General features: G+C 55.3%; 17 protein-coding genes. 10 read left to right on the top strand and 7 right to left on the bottom strand.

Annotated features, from left to right (window positions below):
• Nucleotides 1–131: 131 nt before the first annotated feature.
• Entirely contained in the window at nt 132–1,175 is a 1,044-nt protein-coding gene (locus tag LA756_RS18755; RefSeq protein WP_224436260.1) for a hypothetical protein, read from the bottom strand.
• A complete protein-coding gene (locus LA756_RS18750) occupies nt 1,159–1,818 on the bottom strand; it encodes an RNA polymerase sigma factor (RefSeq protein ID WP_224436259.1) in 660 nt (219 codons plus the stop codon). Before LA756_RS18750 ends, LA756_RS18755 begins: the two co-directional genes overlap by 17 nt.
• A gap of 240 nt (nt 1,819–2,058) precedes the next feature.
• Between LA756_RS18750 and LA756_RS18745 the strand changes: the two genes are divergently transcribed.
• The 10 genes from LA756_RS18745 (at nt 2,059) to LA756_RS18700 (ending at nt 10,887) form a co-directional block, all read left to right on the top strand.
• The gene (locus LA756_RS18745) at nt 2,059–3,891 is read left to right on the top strand and encodes a permease (RefSeq protein ID WP_224436258.1); all 1,833 of its coding nucleotides are present in this window, start codon (nt 2,059–2,061) and stop codon (nt 3,889–3,891) included.
• Nucleotides 3,892–3,895: 4 nt separating this feature from the next.
• Complete coding sequence (locus LA756_RS18740; protein ID WP_224436257.1) at nt 3,896–4,579, top strand: class I SAM-dependent methyltransferase; 684 nt, start codon at nt 3,896–3,898, stop codon at nt 4,577–4,579.
• Nucleotides 4,580–4,827: 248 nt separating this feature from the next.
• Complete coding sequence (locus LA756_RS18735) at nt 4,828–6,033, top strand: GNAT family N-acetyltransferase (protein ID WP_224436256.1); 1,206 nt, start codon at nt 4,828–4,830, stop codon at nt 6,031–6,033.
• A gap of 52 nt (nt 6,034–6,085) precedes the next feature.
• Nucleotides 6,086–6,391 carry a hypothetical protein gene (locus tag LA756_RS18730; RefSeq protein ID WP_224436255.1) on the top strand — a complete coding sequence of 102 codons (306 nt, stop codon included), beginning with the start codon at nt 6,086–6,088 and terminating at the stop codon, nt 6,389–6,391.
• A 317-nt stretch (nt 6,392–6,708) separates the two neighbouring features.
• Nucleotides 6,709–7,476 (top strand): VIT1/CCC1 transporter family protein, encoded by a 768-nt coding sequence (locus tag LA756_RS18725; protein ID WP_224436254.1) that lies wholly within the window; start codon nt 6,709–6,711, stop codon nt 7,474–7,476.
• 306 nt (nt 7,477–7,782) lie between these two features.
• On the top strand, nt 7,783–8,217 hold the full coding sequence (locus LA756_RS18720; protein ID WP_224436253.1) for a universal stress protein: 435 nt from the start codon (nt 7,783–7,785) through the stop codon (nt 8,215–8,217).
• 46 nt (nt 8,218–8,263) lie between these two features.
• The gene (locus LA756_RS18715) at nt 8,264–8,710 is read left to right on the top strand and encodes a hemerythrin domain-containing protein (protein WP_224436252.1); all 447 of its coding nucleotides are present in this window, start codon (nt 8,264–8,266) and stop codon (nt 8,708–8,710) included.
• Between the two features lie 83 nt (nt 8,711–8,793).
• The gene (locus tag LA756_RS18710; RefSeq protein ID WP_224436251.1) at nt 8,794–9,234 is read left to right on the top strand and encodes a universal stress protein; all 441 of its coding nucleotides are present in this window, start codon (nt 8,794–8,796) and stop codon (nt 9,232–9,234) included.
• A gap of 267 nt (nt 9,235–9,501) precedes the next feature.
• Complete coding sequence (locus tag LA756_RS18705) at nt 9,502–10,149, top strand: hypothetical protein (RefSeq protein ID WP_224436250.1); 648 nt, start codon at nt 9,502–9,504, stop codon at nt 10,147–10,149.
• 135 nt (nt 10,150–10,284) lie between these two features.
• A complete protein-coding gene (locus LA756_RS18700; RefSeq protein ID WP_224436249.1) occupies nt 10,285–10,887 on the top strand; it encodes a hypothetical protein in 603 nt (200 codons plus the stop codon).
• Between the two features lie 90 nt (nt 10,888–10,977).
• Here the strand turns inward: LA756_RS18700 and LA756_RS18695 are convergent, their stop codons facing one another.
• From LA756_RS18695 to LA756_RS18675, 5 genes are all read right to left on the bottom strand, one after another.
• Nucleotides 10,978–11,190: a hypothetical protein gene (locus LA756_RS18695; protein ID WP_224436248.1), complete on the bottom strand. Its 213-nt coding sequence runs from the start codon at nt 11,188–11,190 to the stop codon at nt 10,978–10,980.
• A 157-nt stretch (nt 11,191–11,347) separates the two neighbouring features.
• Entirely contained in the window at nt 11,348–13,117 is a 1,770-nt protein-coding gene (ptsP, locus tag LA756_RS18690; RefSeq protein WP_224440404.1) for a phosphoenolpyruvate--protein phosphotransferase, read from the bottom strand.
• Nucleotides 13,118–13,430: 313 nt separating this feature from the next.
• Nucleotides 13,431–14,309, bottom strand: coding sequence for a succinate--CoA ligase subunit alpha (gene sucD / locus LA756_RS18685; protein WP_224436247.1), 879 nt, complete (start codon nt 14,307–14,309; stop codon nt 13,431–13,433).
• Nucleotides 14,310–14,481: 172 nt separating this feature from the next.
• Complete coding sequence (gene sucC, locus LA756_RS18680; protein ID WP_224436246.1) at nt 14,482–15,666, bottom strand: ADP-forming succinate--CoA ligase subunit beta; 1,185 nt, start codon at nt 15,664–15,666, stop codon at nt 14,482–14,484.
• A 349-nt stretch (nt 15,667–16,015) separates the two neighbouring features.
• The gene (locus tag LA756_RS18675; RefSeq protein WP_224436245.1) at nt 16,016–17,398 is read right to left on the bottom strand and encodes a sigma-54 dependent transcriptional regulator; all 1,383 of its coding nucleotides are present in this window, start codon (nt 17,396–17,398) and stop codon (nt 16,016–16,018) included.
• Nucleotides 17,399–17,521 lie beyond the last annotated feature (123 nt).

The raw sequence follows: 17,521 nt of genomic DNA, 5'->3' as shown, positions 1-17,521 counted from the left end.
GCTATCGTTTCGTAAGAATAGCAATTGAGCCAAGGGGAATCAAACCCGATTCGGCCTTGGCTCATTAAATCTTAACGCCCTAAGCGTATAAAACGGAAGAAATAGGGCGTATTTTTATCACACAAAGCAAACTATTCTGCTTGGTCGCCATCGGCAGCCGGCAGGTTCATCACAGGGTGAGCGGTACCATGGGCGACGACCGCATCGTCTTCGTTCACGCCAGCGGCAACGTGCCCTTCATCGTTCAGGAAGTACTGCTTCATCGATTTCGGCAGGTCTTCCAAGCTGATGAACTCGACGTGACCGTCGTCGAAAAGGATATTGAAACGGCCATCTTCGTGCCCTTGCGGGGCGATCTCGCCATCGTTTACCCGGACAATATCCGCAGCGACAGGGTAGAGCGAACGTCCTCGCATCAGCGGAGCCTTGAGCGTCCCATTATGCAGGTTACCCAGGTTGTAACTGTAAACGTTACCTAAACCATCTTGCAGCTTCGCAACTTGCGGCTCTGGGACGGTCAGCAGTTCTTCGACCGTCGGTAGATGGGCGTCTTCGCCGAGTATTTTGTTCTTTTCGGCACAGCGAACGACTTCAGGATGGCGAATGAAACCGTCGTTAATCAGGCGAGGAGCATAAGCGCCTGCGACCGAAAGAGGCCCAGTCGTGGCGATTGCCGGATAGCGTTTCTCGGCATTGCCGGTCGCAAATTCCTGCAGAGCCATTCCAACCTGGCGGAGATTGTTTTCGCATTGCAGTCGCGTGGCGAGCATTCGAGAGCTGGCCAGCGCGGGGAAGAAAATCGCCACCGCTGCCACGCAGGCACCCAGGGCGACCATCATATCCATTAATGTGAAGTTCGGATTGCCTCCGCCGATCGAGTCAAACGCATGTGGCGACTTCGGTTGCGGCGCAGCGGCATCTTCCGGGGGAGTTGGGTCGAGGATTTCCGCGAACAAGTTGGGACTATCCAACATCGCACACGTTCGCGAAGCAAGTCCGGCCGGTGGGGCAGCCTCGTCGAGGCCATCGGACATCAAGTTCAGGTGGGTTCGAAGTTGATCTAATTCTTCCGCAGCGCGAGGGTCTTCAGCAATTTGCCGTTCGACCGAGGCGTGCTCGTTTTCATCCAGGGCCCCCATCAGGTAGCCCAACCAATGCTCACGCGTCATCGTCATCTGGGGTATAAACTTCGTTCCAAGCTTCGGTAAGTTTTTGCACGGCAGTGTGCAATCGACTTTTAACGGTACCGACCGGAATCTCCAAGATGTCCGCGGCTTCGCGGTACTTCAAACCTTGGTAGTAGACCAACACGACGGCGGTCTTCAACGATTCGGGCAGTTGTTGAACGGCATCACGCATGACGCGTTGTCGTTCTAAATCGTCCATCTGCGACATCGGCCCCGGCTCGGCACTGACCAGCAAATCGACCAGGGACCCAGTCTCTTGCTGTTCGTTACCGTTGCCAGCGCGATCCAAGCTGACCATCTTGTGGCGCTTCGTCTTACGCTGAGCGTCGATCGCTTGATTCGTGGCAATCGTGTACAGCCAAGGGCGGAAACGACGTCCTTCCTCGAAGGTATCGCACTTCAGGTGCACTTGCAGAAAGGCAGCCTGAAACACATCCTCCGCCATTTCGGGGTCCCCCAAGTACCGTCGCAGATAGTTGAACAGTTCGCGTTCGTAACGCTGAACCAACTTCTGGAAGTACTCTCGATTCCCCGAATCTCTGTACGCCAACAGCAAATCCTCGTCGGATTTGGGTTGAACGAGCGATGGGTCGGAATAACTCGACGTCATTTCAAGTGTGGCAGTTGTCATTTTCTACGAAGGTTCCCAGCAATGGTTCGAAATCCGTTTCCTGATGGGAGCAATCTTCACACAAACCTCTGAAAAGGCTTGCCGAAGGTGCCTTCCGACCATCGCCGCGATCCGTATTCTACCACGCTGGCACTCCTAGCGGAGCTTTGCGTGGGGGAGATGGTCGAGAATTGACAGCCCCATGACAGGCTCATAAACTCGATCAACCCCTAATGCAACGCCCGTGCCGAAAGAGGAAAAATGAACCAGAACAAATACAAATGGGCCGTTGCAGGCGACGTTAACGCCTTCTTTGGCTTGATGTTAGATAACATTGCCGACTTGTTGCTAACAATCGGCTTGCTAGCGGCGGTCTTTGACTTTCCTACAACGTTCGCCATCGGACACATGGTCCCGGGAACGGCAATTGGAGTGCTTGTAGGCGACCTGATTTTCTTCTGGATGGCCCTGAGTCTGGCGAAAAGGAGTGGTCGTAACGATATAACTGCCATGCCTTTAGGTCTCGATACACCGAGTACCTTTGGAATGGTGTTTTTCGTTTTGGGGCCGTCGTTTGCCTTTGGAACCCAAGAATTACAACTGACAGCAGATGAGGCTGCTATCCGTACGTGGCATATTGGCATTTGGTCCATTGTCTTGTCCGGAATTTTCAAATCCTTTTTTGCGTTCAGCTCAAGTTGGATCCGCAAAGTCATTCCTCGCGCCGGCCTTCTCGGTTCGCTAGCGGCGATCGCGTTGGTGCTCATTAGCTTCCTGCCGTTCATCGAAGCGTTGCACTTTCCGATCGTCGGTATGACGGCCCTTTCGATCGTGCTAATCACGCTTGTCGCCCATATCCGGCTTCCCTTCAAAATCCCTGGGGCCGCCGCGGCACTGATCGTCAGTGGGGCCATTTACTACGCGATGCATGGACTGGGCATTCTCGGAGCGACGCCGGAAGCGATCAACTTTCATCCCGCCGATGCACTCTTACCTACCGACTGGCTGGCCGTCTTTCGCTTCGAGTGGCTCACTCAGGCCAAGTTCCTCGAAGCGGCTCAATACCTGCCGATCGTCATCCCCTTTGCATTGGCCACTGTGATTGGTGGGATCGACTGCGTCGAAAGTGCTGCAGCCGCCGGCGACGAATACGACACCAATCGCATCATCGGAGCCGAAGCGATCGCGACGCTGGTCGCAGGGCTGTGTGGCGGCGTCATTCAAACGACACCGTACATTGGGCATCCAGCGTACAAAGCGATGGGAGGCCGCGCGGCGTACACGTTAGCTACCGCCATCTTCGTCGGCGGGGCAGGCGTGTTCGGCTACTTCGGCTTTCTGTATTGGCTTATTCCCAAACCGACCGTCTTTCCAATCCTCGTATTCATCGGGCTCGAGATCACCTCGCAAAGCTTCCAAGCGACACCCAAGAGGCATTATCCGGCCGTTTCGATTGCCTGCATTCCAGCCCTTGCGGCATTGGTGCTGATCTATATCGGCGACCTCCAAGGCAACTACACCGGGCTTTCGTTTCAGATGGAAGCTGCCATGGTCGAGCAGCAAGATGCTGAGACGCAGCGGTGGCAGAAACTAGTCGACCAAGGGCATCTCGACGAGGAAGGCCTTAGTCAGTTGACCGAAAACCGCGAAGACTTGGGCGGCATGATCCAAACGCTTCGCAGCCATAGCTTCGGCGACATGCAAACGCCTCCCGACGCGGAAGGGCATTCCCACGCGACCGGACTCGCGGTGAAGCTGCAAACGCTACGTATGCTGGCCGGCGGCTTCATCCTGACAAGCATGCTGTGGGCCGCCATTCTGGCATTCATCATCGATCGTCGCCTTTACACAGCGGCCGTGTTTGCCCTCGTTTGTGGGGCGTTCAGTTTGTTCGGGGTGATTCACTCGCCATTTCCCAGTGGTAAGCTGGTGCTAGGATGGAACAACGTCGACATGCCGGCCGCAGCGGCAGGGCAGGGACCTATCTATATGATGTGGGCCTATGTCTGCGTGACCGTTGTCCTGTTGGTGTGCGGTCTTTGGCAGCACACCTCGCCCCCACGTGAAGTCCCCGACCACGAACCAGAAAGCTAGATCGATGCTCGAACGCATTCTTGAACCCGAAGTAATGGACACACCGCAAGAGGCTATGACCTACGACGACATGGACCATCATGCCGTCAACGATGCGTTCGTGACCGATCTGATCGCGTTCCTGAATGTGCATCCCGATAGGGAAGCGGAGATGATCGACATTTTGGACGTCGGCACCGGCACCGCACGCATTCCCATTCTCTTGGCCGATCGCCTCCCGCAGTGTCGAATTATGGGAGCTGATGCTTCGATCGCGATGCTCGACGTCGCCAAGATCAACATCGATATCGCCGGCCTGCTCGATCGCGTTCAGTTAGCACGACTCGACGCGAAGCAAACCGACTACGAAGATGGCTTCTTCACCGGCGTGATGTCGAACACCATCGTGCATCACATTCCCGAACCGCTGGCGGTGCTGAAAGAAAGCGTCCGCCTGGCCGCACCTGGCGGGTGGCTCTTCTTCCGCGATCTTTATCGCCCCGAGTCGAAAGAGGAACTCGATCATCTGGTCAGTACCTATTGCGGCGAAGAAACCGAAGAGGCACAAAAGCTGTTCGCCGAATCGCTGCACGCTGCTTTGTCTTTGGAAGAAATCCGCGAGATGGTTTCTTCGCTCGGCTTTGAACCGGAAACGGTTCAGATGACGTCCGACCGTCACTGGACGTGGGCTGCCCGCAAGCCGGAATAATCGGCACATCCGGCAACTTGAACGCAGGTCGCAAGAATGTTGCGCAATTTGAACGCGCAAAGTCTATGCGAGCCATTCAATTTACAACTACGATCCAATGCGTAGTGCGCGGGTTTTGCGGTCCTCTCAGGTAACTTCGTCTCACCGTTGGCTTTCGATGCGGAAGCGGTGTGAACGAAGCCTTTCCTTGATTTCCCAGCGGGTGAAATCGAACGGATCGCGTTGCGCCCTCTTACGACGGAATTGCCATGGCGACCGATTGTTCGGCTCACAATATCGCACTCAGCACCGCGTCACCTGCTGGTGATTCGGTCGACGCGCAGGTAGAAGTCATCCACGACATCGACCCGGGCGACTCGCTGTTTGTCGAATGGCAACGACTCGCCGGCGACACGGTCTTCCACTCGCCGCGCTGGCTGCTTCCGTGGTGGAACCATTATCAGCGGCCTGGCGATCGCTTGAACGTGATCACCGTTCGCGATGCCGATGGCTGGTTGATTGGCCTGGCTCCGTTTTACCTTCGCACGTCGTGGCGAAGTGGCCGACAACTGCACTTCCTTGGTTCCGGCGAAGTCTGTAGCGACTATCTCACCCTGCTAACAAAGCGTGGGGAAGAATCGCTGGTCGTTCGTGCCCTCGCGCAACACTTGTGCGATCAGTCGAACGAAATCGATCGAATCTTCCTCGAAGGCGTTGCGGCCGAAGATGACGTGATGCGGCAGTTTTACGAGCAGATGGCTCAGCATCAGTTCGCGGCGCATCGCCTTCCGGCACTGGAAAGCTATTGCTTAGAGCTTCCTGCCGCCTGGGAAAATTGGATCTCGCAGCTTTCCAAATCGCGTCGAAACCGCGTCCGACAACTTTGGCGGAAACAGTTCGATACGAATCTGGCGACCGTGCATGTGGCGGACGAATCGAACTTGAAACAGGCCTTTTCCATTCTGGTAGAACTGCATCAGAAGCGACGCAACCAGATGCGTCAGCCAGGCTGCTTCGCGTCGCAGCAGTTCCACGACTTCCTGTGGGAGGCGGCTCAACAGCTTCAAGAGTCGAATCAATTGCGTCTGCAATGGATCGAGCTCGAAGGACGCCCGGTCGCCGTTGAAATGGATTTCGAGCAGCAAAACGCGTTGCTGCATTACTGTTCCGGCATCGAGATCGACTGCGAACATGCCCGGCCAGGCTGGCTCGGTATTACGGCCGCCATTCGTCATGCCATCGAATCGGGCAAAACTCACTTCGATTTTTTGCGCGGCGACGAAGGGTACAAAAGCCATTGGCGTGGCAAACCGGTCGCCATGGTGAATCTTGATTTCATCGCTCCAACGTTCCGCGGCCGAAGCCATGCTCAACTGCGTGAAGGGATCGCTCAGCTGAAGCAGTGCGCGAAACGTGTTTTGGGGAAGGCCTCAAAATCGGAACAAACGGGCGCCGATTCATCGGACGGTGACTAATCGCTCGAAGAAAGGGAAGGGCACGGCAGCTAGCACCTTTCCCTGCGAGACGATGGCAATGAAACAAAAGGCCTGGGCGATCCATTTCATATACGCCGGTATCTTCCTGCTGGTCGCCGGCGGACAGATGTACGCGGTCGAATCGTACGAGCTGACCCCGTCCGCGACGAAGTTCCTCGCCCACAATGTTGGTCCCGGCCCAGAGACGACCCGCGGCGCGATCAATCACTTCATGGTCAACAGCGGCGCCGAGATCCGCGAAACGATCCGCCCGCCTGGTTGGATCGCTTGGGCCGCGCTGAGTGCGGGAGCAGTGATGGCCGTTCATGGCAGCTTGCTGGTCGCCCGAAAGAACTGACGCAGGACGCTCATTTGTCCAAGAGTCAATCCAGAAAATAACGCCGCCTGCAGTACCCTTAATCTCGCAGCTTCTCGCTCGCGCCCTCTTCGCACTAAATTGTAACGAAGTATTGTACAAGTGTACAACAAAAACACTTCGAGTGATGTTCATCCCTGTGCGGATGTTACGCGAGTTCTCAACGTAAAAGCAGCTTTTCCGAGCGAAAAATTACGGCACGCATTCCAACATGCATCTTTCGTGCACTGTTGTCCAGGGGCAACGTTTATACTAAAGGGAGAGGCCAACTTGATCCCCTAGGCACGCGGATTTTCACGATGAAGCTCACCCCGGAAGACCTCGCAAAGCAGCATACCGACGAAGCCATCGCGGCCCGAATCGCTGGCCCTCCGGTCGGAGATTACGCCGGCGATTTCGTCCTCGGCGGAGTCGACGGAACGATCACCACATTCGCCATTGTCGCTGGCGTCGCAGGAGCCAACTACGGCGTCACGGTAGCGATGGTCCTGGGAATTGCGAACCTTCTGGCCGATGGTTTCAGCATGGCGATCAGCAATTACCTGAAGGCCCGCAGCGATCAGATGCAGCTGAAAAAGTACCGTCAAATCGAGAACATTCATATCAAAGAAGTCCCCGATCGCGAGCAGGAAGAGATCCGCCAGATCTTTGCCGCGAAAGGGTTTGAAGGGGAACTGCTCGAGCAAGTTGTCGATACGATTTGCGAAGACCGCCGCCGCTGGGTCGATACGATGCTGGTCGAAGAATGGGGCTTAAGACTCCAGCCTCCGACGCCCTGGAAATCAGGCCTGGTCACGTTCGCCGGGTTCGTTCTAGCAGGCTCGATTCCTTTGCTTCCGCTGCCGCTGATCTTGCTGGGATTCACGTCCGATACGATCTTCCGGATCAGTGCCATCCTGACCGTCATCGCGTTTGCACTGATCGGCGTCTTTCGTGCCAAAGTCGTTCAAGAAGGGGCAATCGCTTCGGTGCTCGAAACGGTCCTGACCGGAGGCTTCGCTGCGGCAATTGCGTACGGCGTCGGCATCTTGCTGCAGTGGCTGGTTAGCTCGTCCGGGGTAGGGTAGTCGGCCGACGAAGATCGATTTTGCCGCAATCGGAGGAACTATTTGCCAATCCCCTTGCCGCCGGCGAAAATGTAAAGATGACCAATTGGTTTCGATCCAGCTTTGCGCGGACCACCTCCTGTCGTTTCTTCGTTGAAAACACCGCCGCTGGATAAGCCGTCACGGCTTCGTCGTTTTCCTTGTTTTTTGGACTCGATTTGCGGCGATTTTCGAGAACGAACAGTTCGTGAAATTCGTAACAAAGGTAGAGACCAAGAGTTCGACGAAACACTGAAATCAATTGCCCCATGGAGAAGGAGTCGAGCCATGAATTTCAAACGTATTCTCTTTCCGACCGACTTTTCCCACTGCGGTGACGCCGCGTTGCATCTGGCAACCGCATTGGCGCGTGACAGCGGGGGAACGATTGTGGTCGCCCACGTCGAGGAACCGCCCACGGTCTATGGCACCGGCGAGATGTACTACGGCATGCTCGATCCGTCGCCGGACGACTTGAAGAAGATGCTTCATGAAGTAAAGCCGAGCGACGCGAGTGTCCCCGTCGAGTACCGATTAGTGACCGGCGATCCATCCACCGCCGTTGTTCGCTTGGCCGAAGACGAGAACATCGACCTCATTGTCCTTGGTACCCATGGCCGCACCGGCCTTTTACATATGCTGATCGGCAGCACCGCTGAATCGATCGTCCGTCATGCGAAGTGTCCCGTGCTGACATTCAAGCAACCGTCCGACACGGGTTAGTTTTCATATCCCATCTTAAAGCCCCCGAAGGGGAAGGAGGTGTGCGATGACCGACAATAGCTATCTGACAGGAGGGAATCGGCCCTTCTACCTTCACTTCACCTTTGAACACGAAGGGCTCGCGTGTGCGATCCACGATCTGCAACGGAGCCTGCAAGACACGTCGAAGTCGATCACAACGACCGAGCTTTCACGTCGACTTTCGCAACTTCGCCAGCTGATGACGAAGCACTTTCAGGAAGAAGAAGGGGGCTGCTTCGACGAGATCTGTGCCCAGCATCCGCACATGTGCTCGGCCACACGGCAGATGGAAACGGCTCATCGAATGTTGCTCGCTTACATCGATCGTCTGACGCGGGAACTCGACGGAAGTGGGGTCACCGCCCAGTGGAAAGTTCACTTCCATGATTTCGCTGCCGAAATGAAAAAGCACGAGCAGGAAGAGCTGGCGTTTGTTCGCCGCGGCCTGCATTTGATGGATGAAGACGAATGACTGTTGCACGCCGCAACGGTCGGCTAACATAAGTCGCAGCAACGAAGTAACTAGTTCCTGCGCACCATGAAAGGGAAGCTGCCATGACTTGGATCTCGAAACCTCCGGTTGTCGTTCCTTATGACTTTTCCGAAGACTCGAAGGAAGGAGTCGATATGGCCGTTTCCTTGCTGGGATCAAGCGAGGGAGTCCACCTGATTCATGTCCTCGGCGAGCTTTCCCCCGCCGATCCCGGCGAAGTCTGGCACACCGTCGACGAGAACACGCGCACTCATCACGCCACCCAGGCCATTCGCAAAGAACTGTCCGACGAAAAGTACAAAGACCTGAAGATTACCATCGCCTTTGGCGACCCTGGCGAACAGATCTGTCACTACGCCGAACAAGTGCAAGCCAACTCGATCCTGATCCCATCGCACGGTCGATCCTCGATCATGCGTGTGCTCGTCGGTTCGGTGGCAGACCGTGTGATCCGCCTGGCCCATTGCCCTGTGATCGTGCTGAAGAAGCCTCGCAAGAAGTAAGCAGGTACCCTCGGAAACAAAGCCTGAGACGGGCGTTATCACTTCGATAACAAACCAAGTGGCCTGCCGTAGAGTTACCCCAGACCGCTTTTTCTTGAAATTCACTATCTCTATAAATGCCAACATCTTAGCGATTTCCTGCTAAGTCTTTCTAACGTTTTGGCATCCCTGCTGCCTTTAGTCCTAGCGTTGCCAGCAAGTCATCGCTGGCACTTAACCAAAGGACAACGAGTTACCAAACTCACACGTAAATTCGGGGTATGAATCATGTTGACGAAGACTTTGCTTTGGAGCGGAATTTTAGGAACGGCACTCTTCTCGATGGCTTCCACGGCGGAAGCTGGCCACTGGGCACATCGTCATCGCCTGGTCGATGACATCGAACACTTGCATCACGCCACCGAGGACTTCTATCGGGAAGCTCGTTACCACGAAGGGTTCTCGCGTCTGTCCCGAGAAGCAAAGGCTTTGCTACGAGAAGTCGATCACTTCTGCGATACGGCTCGTCGCGGTGGAAGTCTTTCCCACCTGCGTCATGACTTCGAGGAAGTTTCGCGTGAGATGCGACACGTGCAGACCGAATTCCGCCGAGCCTGGCACGGTTGCCATCGACCAGATCGTCACGTGCTGAGCAGTTGGGCTGACGTCGAACGTGCGTTCGACCGAATCTACTTCGACTTGTACGAAAGTCACTGCGGTTACATCCAATACCACTGCAGCGTCGGCCATGTTCATCACGGCCACGGTTCCATCCACGATCACCGCTACCGACCAGGACATGGCTACCACCAGCCACGTCCGCGTCCTTACCCACAGCCAGGCATCAGCTTTGGCAGCCACAAAGGCAAAATCAGCGTGCAGATCGGCGGTGGTGCCCCTCCTTGGGCCCACATGCTGAAAGCCGCGATGAAATAGTCGAGGGTGTACTCGACGGAAAGGCGTGCGATAGCCTGTCGCACGCCTTTCATTTTTTCTTGGCTCCGCGGACAACTCGTTCTTAGAATGAAAGAAACCTCGGAATTTGTCGCCCCATGACCCAAGGCTAATTCGATGCGACGCGCAACAATCTCGTTTCTGCTGCTTCCTATCCTGGGTGTTCTTTGTGCGGAAGTAATGGGCCAGAACGTTTTCATTCGCCGCGGCAACATGGCCGCCGACGCGTTGGTACTGGAGCATAAAGCAAAGAAGCTTGCTTCGTACGATACTCAGATGCAAACCCTTAACGCGGCATTGAAAGACTTGGCCAACGAATCGGAGAAGTTTACGCGGCTGGCTCAACGGCAAGGCAGCTACTATGCCCTACAGCATGCGTTCGATCCGGTCATCCAGCGGTACAAAGTTGTTGAGTACACCATCAATAACGCATCCGACTGGAAGCAGGGCAATCCGCGAATGCAAGACTGGCGAAACTTACAAGACGCCTTCGATCAAGTGTATATCGACCTGTACGGGTATGACCTGCTCGATCCGTACTTTGGCCGTCACCCAGATTTTGCTGCGGTTCCGGTCCGTCCGCAAATCCCGTTACCCGTTTTGCATGCCGAAGAACCAGGCTGGTCGGTCCGCCGCTATGAATCGTACGAAGTGCAGCCTCCGGTAGTGGAATCGCGCCCGGTGAAAATTCGCCCAGCTGGTCGTCCGCGGCAGTTTTAGAAAGCCTTGTTCCCTCAAGAAACGAACAATGGCCGCGTCGTTAGTGACGCGGCCATTTTCAGCTGTCTTGCTTGGCAAACCGATCGCGGCTTAGCGACCATGTCGCCAGTGGTGGACGCGACGGACGTTGTTGCCGTACACGTGACCGAAGCGGTTAGGTCGTTCCAGGATGTTCATCGAACGCACGTGGGAGCGATACTGCGATCGCGTCATACCATCGACGTTGGTTGCCTGAAAACCGAACCAGATTGCGGCCACGAGGGCCAAGCTGCAGAGGATGTTCTTTCGTGCTGTGGGAGCCATTGTAAAACCTTTCTTTCTATCGATCTTGTCCAGAGACGCGAAAGTGTAGCTCAACGATCGCGTATCGGGGGCGAGCTCATCCCATTTTTCCAGAACTCGCCATTCACGCTAGACCGCCCACACTGCAAAATCGATACCAATAGCATCCAATACCAGCTTATTCGGTGTCTAGACGGGCCAACTCGGGGGAAATGGCCTCTAATTCCATTCGTAGAAAGCGTTTCACCTGATTAGTTGTCTTCATTTCGACCACCTTCTGGACGACTCGCTCAGCATGCTCGACCGTTGTCAGAATGGCCAACTCCTTGATGGTGGGGATAAACGCAGGGCTCATGCTGAAGCTACGCAGTCCCATCCCCAGAAGCAGGAGAAACGCCCGAGGCTGACCAGCCATTTCGCCACATAGAGTAACCGGTTTGCCGGCGTTGTTGCACGCCTCGATAACGTTCTTAAGCGTCATAACCACGGCGGGTGAAAGTGGCTGACACAAGCCGCTGACTTTGGGATTGTCGCGATCGGCAGCGGTCAGATACTGCACTAAATCGTTCGACCCAATCGAGACAAAATCGACCAGCTCTAACAAGTGATGAATCGTCATGGCCGCGGCGGGGACTTCCAGCATCATCCCGACTTTGACTTTCCCTCGCGGCACGCCCCGTTCGTCGAGCGACTTCTCGGCTTTGCGAACAAGGTGATTCGCTTTCCGCATCTCTTCGACGTTGGTGATCATCGGGAAGAGCATATTCACTTCCCCTTCCTTCCCGTCCGGCAGATCAGCGGCACAGCGCATGATGGCCCTCAGCTGCGAAAGGAAGAACTCGGGGTGCTCGAACGAAAGCCGAATGCTTCGCCAACCCATGAACGGATTGGCCTCGTTATGGTTGTGCCCGAGATAGGCAACAGTTTTATCACCACCGATATCAAGCGTACGAATCGTCACATAATGATGCGGCGTCTTCTGCAAGATTTCCTTATAAACTTCGTACTGTTCATCCTCGTCCGGGACATTCTCGTGCGTCAGATATAGGTACTCAGTGCGGTACAGTCCAACGCCAGCAGCCCCCATAGCCACGGCCGCTTCAACGTCTTTGACGTTGTTGATATTGGCCAGCAACTTCAGCGGCGTACCATCTCGCGTGACGGCCGGGTGATGGCGATTGGCAGCCAGCTGATCTTTAAGATGAAAGAACTCCCGCTCTAATTTGCGATAAGCGGCGAGCTCTTCCGCTTCAGGATTGATCGAGACAATCCCTTCGCTGCCATTCACAACGACCGTATCCCCGGTCTTCACTTTCCGGAGAATGCCACCGACGCCACTGACGGCGGGAATGCCGCGGCTTCGGGCAATCAGCGCCGCGTGACTGGTTTGGCTACCGGCCTGAGTCACGATCCCACGCACATCCGCTTCCCCCAAAGCAACCGCTTGCGACGGGAGAAGTTCATCGGCGATGACGATCAACGGCCCACTGAGCCCCGACTCTTCCGATTCGTCCAAGACATCCGAGAGATACGCACTCAATCGAACAACGACGTCACGAATGTCGTTGAGCCGCTCCTGCAGATACTCGTCCCCAGTCTTGGCGAACAGCGAAGTGTACTGCTCCATCAAACGGTGCAGTGCAGCCGAAGCAGTCAGATGCTCTTCTACGATCCAGTGACGAACTTTGTTGGTGAATGCCGGATCGCGCAGAATGGTTTGGTGCACGGCGAAGATGGCGGCTTCGCTTTTGCCGATCTGCTTTTCGACTTTGGACTGCAGTGCCGCTAAATCAACCGCGGTTCGTTCTCGGGCCTGTTCATAGCGCGCAAGCTCCTTTTGAACTTCGTGCTTTTCCAACCGCTTTCGATCAGGATTCACGAAGATCTCTAGAATGCAGTACGCCACCCCAATCGAAATGCCTGGGGAGACTGCTAGTCCTTTTTCCATTCCCGTCACGATGGCCTCTCTCTCGTAAGTCGCAGGGAAGGTCCGCCTAATCCTGCATTATAGCAGTCTGAGGACCAATGTGGGTCTTCACCACATTTAACCCAGCGGTAACGGAGCCCTATCCGCTGCTGAACCCGTAGACCTTTTCGGCCGTGCACCTGCTTTTACGCAGCTCGCCCCGAAAAAGATCCGTGGCATTATGTCACATCCCAGCGGGGTAGATCCACTCGCAATAGGGGCATCATTCCATAAAAAAAGACCACTGAAATCAGTGGTCCTTTGGTTTTCTTCGAGGCAAGTTCGACCGGCGATCTTACTTGTGGTTTTCGATCGCTCGCTTGAGAGCCGTACCCATGTCGGCTGGGCTTTCTGCGATTTCGACACCAGCGGAACGCAGGGCCGCGAATTTTTCGTCGGCCGTTCCCTTACCGCCACTGATGATCGCACCGGCGTGACCCATTCGCTTGCCTGGAGGGGCCGTACGACCGGCGATGAATGCGGCAACAGGCTTGGTGACGTTTTCCTTGATGTAAGCAGCCGCTTCTTCTTCGGCCGTACCACCAATTTCGCCCATCATCATGATCGCTTCAGTGTCGCCATCGTTCTGGAACATTTCCAGCAGGTCGATAAACGAAGTCCCAACGATCGGGTCACCACCCAAACCAACGCAAGTCGATTGGCCGAGACCGAGATTGGTCAGCTGCCAAACGGCTTCGTACGTCAGCGTACCGCTACGGCTCATCACGCCGACGGGACCCTTCTTATGAATGTAGCCGGGCATGATGCCGATCTTGCATTCTTCCGGAGTGATCACACCAGGGCAGTTTGGACCGATCAGGACCGACTTGCTCTTCTTGACGGTTTCGTAAACGGGAACCATGTCGAGGACAGGCACGCCTTCGGTGATCGCACAGATCACGTCGATGCCGGCGTCGATCGCTTCCAGAATGGCATCGGCGGTGAACGGAGGCGGCACGAAAATCATCGTGGCGTTCGCCCCGGTTTCCTTCACCGCTTCTTCGACCGTATCCCAAACCGGCAGCCCTTCGACCGTTTGGCCACCTTTGCCAGGCGTGACACCACCGACCATCTTGGTGCCGTATTCCTTGCAGCCCTTGGTGTGGAACTCACCGACTTTACCGGTGATGCCCTGACAAATGACCTTGGTCTCTTTGTTGACTAGGATGCTCATGATTAGTTTTCAGTTTTCGGTGTTCAGTTTTCAGTGAAGAGCGGGATGGCTCTCGATCTGTTTAGTCGCCTCCGACAAGCGAAGGCAATTTTTGAGGTCTTCAGTTTTCGGAAGTTCGTCCCAACGCGTCAGCTTTTGTCTTGCTGAACACTGAAAACTGAAAACGTCCTTGTTAGGCTACTGTCGCGACGACTTTCTTCGCGGCGTCGGTCAGGCCGTCACCGATAATGATGTCAATTCCGGAATCGGCGAGCATCTTGCGGCCTTCTTCCACTTCGGTACCTTCCAGGCGAACCACCAACGGCACATTGAAGTCGAGCTTCTTGTACGCTTCCAACAACGCTCCAGCGATCGTCGTGCAACGCATGATTCCGCCGAAGATGTTGACCAGGACGGCCTTCACGTTTTTGTCGTCCAGCAGAATACTGAACGCTTCGGTGACTTGATCGACGTTGGCACCGCCGCCGACGTCCAGGAAGTTGGCCGGTTCGCCGCCGTGCAGCTTGATGATGTCCATGGTGCTCATCGCGAGACCGGCACCGTTGACCAAGCAACCGATGTTGCCATCCAACTTCACATAGCTAAGGCCCGTGTTGCCGGCACGAACTTCCGCCGGCTCTTCTTCGGAAAGGTCACGCAACTCGGCGATGTCCTTGTGGCGGAACATGGCGTTCTCGTCGAACGTCATCTTGCAGTCCAAGGCGATCATGCCACCGTCGCCGGTGATGACCAGCGGGTTGATTTCGGCCAACGCACAGTCGGTTTCCGAATAGACTTTGCAAAGTCCCTTGATGAACTTTTCGGCACTTCGAACGGCCGAGCCTTCGATGCCGAGCTTCTTACAAAGCTTACGAACCTGATAGCTTTGCGGGCCCAGTTTCGGGTCGAAGTGTTCTTTGAAGATCTTTTCTGGCGTTTCGGCGGCGACTTCTTCGATCTCGGTACCACCTTCGCTCGACATCATCAGAACCGGCAGCTTAGCGGCTCGGTCGAGCACGATGCCGAGATACAGTTCGCGAGCGATGTCGCAGCCTTCTTCGACCAACACTTGGTTGACTTGCTTGCCTTCTGGGCCGGTCTGAATGGTGACCAGTTCTTTACCCAAGAGGCCCTTGGCAACGGCTGCGGCTTCGTCAGCCGACTTGACCAACTGCACGCCACGCTGGTCGGCGTTGTCTTTCACGGTCCCTTTACCGCGACCACCGGCGTGGATCTGAGCTTTCACCACGGCGATCTTGCCACCTAGTTCGGTGTAAGCGGCACTCGCTTCTTCGGGAGTCTTGGCAACGATGCTACGAGGTACAGCAACCCCGGCTTGGCGAAGGATTTCTTTCGCCTGGAACTCATGAATCTTCATCGACTTCTTCCAGATGGAATTAGCAACGGTCGAGCAGGAAAAGCCGGATTATACGACTTCGCGAAAATGAGGGTCAACCGGAGGGGAAGCGTCAATTGGTCGCAGTCATGGCTCGCCAAGCCCCGATTGGCAGCAAGAGATTAGGCCAACTAATACCGAAATATGCGCTTGCAGTAGTGCGAAGTAGATGACTGCACCAGAACTGATAGATGCGTAAGATTCCTAAGCGAATCGGGCGGGAATAAGAATTTTTAGAAAAGACGCATTCGCTGCTGTCAGAGATCTGCTCTGTCCACTTTGCCAAAATGGCCTGCGCTGTTGTCGCGCAAGCCACCTGACACTTGGGATCTTAGACAGACGGGTAATGGCCAGCTTCCTCCAGACCGAGCTTCTTCATCTTCTTGTAGAGCGTCGTGCGATTGATGCCTAATTGATCGGCCGTTTCATTGCGGTTCCAGCCGTTCGATTCCAGCACTTCACGAATGATCTGGCGTTCCGGACCTTCCAAGGCTTCTTTGAGCGTGGTGCCGGTGCTGCGGCTGACGCTAACAGGCGCACCGGAAGCAATCGACGAAGGCATATCGTCTGGCGTGATCTCTTCGTTCTTGCTCAGCAAGACCGCACGTTCGACAACGTTCTGCAACTCTCGCACGTTGCCTGGCCACTTGTATCGCTGCATTGCAGCCACCGCTTCGCTCGAAAAACCTTGCACGCGACGGCCAGTGTCTTGGCAAACTTCGGCCAGGAAGTGATCTGCCAAACGTGGAATATCGGAAATGCGTTCGCGAAGAGGCGGCAGCTCTAAGTTGATAACGTTCACGCGATAGAACAAGTCTTGGCGGAACTCACCACGATCGACGAGGTTGGCCAGGTTTTCGTTGGTCGCCAAAACAACACGCGTGTCGACTGTTTCCGTTTCGGTGCCGCCGACAGGCTCGAACTGCAGCTCCTGTAACACGCGAAGCAGTTTAACTTGCATGCTCTGCGGAGCGGTGCCGATTTCGTCCAGGAAGATCGTTCCCTTATCGGCCGCTTTGAACTTACCAACTTTATTGCCGACAGCGCCGGTAAATGCTCCGGCCACGTGACCGAACAGTTCGCTCTCCAGCAAGTTTTCTGGCAGGGCCCCGCAAGCCACTTCAATGAACGGCTGGTCGCGACGGATACTGCGACGATGAATGGCTCGGGCCAGTAACGACTTACCGGTACCACTTTCCCCGGTAATCAGCACCGTCGCCCGTGTATCGGCAACGCTGTCGACCATATCGAAAATGCGAAGCATCCGATGGTCGTGCCCAATGATGTTCTCCAGACCGAAACGCAGATCGAGTTGCTGCTTGAGCTGTTGATTCTCCTGCATGACCTTCTGCTGCGAGAGGGCACGCTGGATCGCCATTTCCAGCTCTTCGTCGATCAACGGTTTCGTCAGCAGGTCGAACGCGCCCGCTCGAAGTGCCTCGATGCCCGTTTCGACCGTTCCATATCCCGTGATCATGATGACCGTAGTGCCGGGATGATGTGTGTGGCAATGACGCAACACATCGAAACCATCCTCATCTCCCAAACGGACGTCGGCGAGGATCAAGTCGTAGCGTCGGTCGTCGATCAGTGCGATCGCCTGATTCAGATTGGCGGCCTGATCCACGGCGTAACCGATTTCCCGCAGCCAACTTCCCATCGATTCCAGGACATGGCGGTCGTCGTCGATTAATAGAAGCTGTGCTTGGTTCATGGCCGGAATATCCAGGGAAATGGTGATGTTTATATCTCTCAATGGATGTCATCCGAACCAACGACAGGAATGCCATGTCGAGGTTTCTCCACATCCACAAGTTTATCTAGGTCACATATTCCC

It is taken from the genome of Bremerella sp. TYQ1 (genome assembly GCF_020150455.1).
Taxonomy (GTDB): Bacteria; Planctomycetota; Planctomycetia; order Pirellulales; family Pirellulaceae; genus Bremerella; species Bremerella volcania_A.
The sequence above is the reverse complement of the archived record's forward strand: the minus strand, read 5'-3'. Positions and strand labels throughout refer to the sequence as shown.